Origin of the sequence: Thalassobacterium maritimum, from assembly GCF_031127805.1 — a bacterium.
In the GTDB taxonomy this organism is placed as follows: domain Bacteria; phylum Verrucomicrobiota; class Verrucomicrobiia; order Opitutales; family Coraliomargaritaceae; genus Thalassobacterium; species Thalassobacterium maritimum.
On sequence record NZ_JARXHW010000162.1, the window covers coordinates 1 to 1,076 of the forward strand.

Annotated in this window: 1 protein-coding gene; it reads right to left on the minus strand. The window is 45.6% G+C overall.

The genetic code is table 11. The annotated features are described in order from the left end of the window. Positions 1-20: 20 nt before the first annotated feature. Positions 21-707, minus strand: a complete 687-nt coding sequence (locus QEH52_RS19830) for a PEP-CTERM sorting domain-containing protein (protein WP_308952698.1) — start codon at positions 705-707, stop codon at positions 21-23. Positions 708-1,076 lie beyond the last annotated feature (369 nt).

Consider the following 1,076-nt stretch of genomic DNA (forward strand, 5'->3'; position numbering starts at 1 on the left):
AAAGAATAAGCTAGTATGCACTAGTCGCGGCGACGGCGCAGCATCACCGAGCCCAACGCAAAGCAACCAGCCAACAATCCATAGGTGCCTGGCTCAGGGACTGTTACTGCAATGTCATAGAAACGCCCCGCTGAACTACTAGCTCCGGAGTTGGCTCGATCATCATACGCAATCCGGAAAGTGTAGGATGTACTCGAATCTAAAACTAAGCCAGCGAGTGAAATGGTAAATAGATCAGAAGCAGTTCCAACAGGTTGATCTGTGTAGTAATCTTCAAAAATACCGGTATCCCCATTACCGTCGCTGAAACCATCATCATCGATTCGCACGCCAAAATCCTGTGGCCCCCGAGTGGAACGTTGCAAGGTCAACAGAAGTGAATCGAGCTCAAATGAATCGGCAGACGTAGTGCTGATGGTAAACTCAATAAACTGGCCGGAAGAAAAAGCCCCAGCCATATCATCGCCCAGTCCACCGGCCATACCTCCAGATTCAGCGATATTTATAAAGTCATTACTTGCAATATTGCCGGAAAGCGTCCACGCCGGACTTGTCAAATCAGTCGCAAACACATCAGCAGCCAATGTGTCTGCTGTCAGCAATGCGGTGTCATCGATACTGTAGCCAACAATCGTCGTTGCAGCTTGAGAGCTTAAAGTTGCAGCCACAAAGGCGATACTTAAGAGGGTGTGATTTTTACGAGGCATAGTTATAAGGGTTAGATTGATTAACAAATCACTTACAGTATAAGCTATAATCTAGATGAAGGCCTAGTACGCAAATACATGATATCACAGCATGCAATCGCTTGACTCGAGTATAGATTAAAAACACAACCATCTAAGCAGAAACAAGATAGAAAAACCAAACACTTCTTCTTAATTTCGCCAGTTTCGATACAGCACCGAAGTGCAGATCCACAAGCCACACAAAAAAGCCCCCAAGGCACTGGCACTTGGGGACTGTTAGGAAAAAGTTTAGCTAGGTAGTGTTTTAAATTAAAGATTCACGTACAACGCAATCTTCATGAGCTTCCTACTTGCATCCCCGGCGACAGTATTCAGCATTAGCAGCTG

What these genes read in the sequence shown, in the direction of transcription:
- QEH52_RS19830 (WP_308952698.1), bottom strand. Translation starts at nt 707, where the DNA reads ATGCCTCGTAAAAATCACACCCTCTTAAGTATCGCCTTTGTGGCTGCA.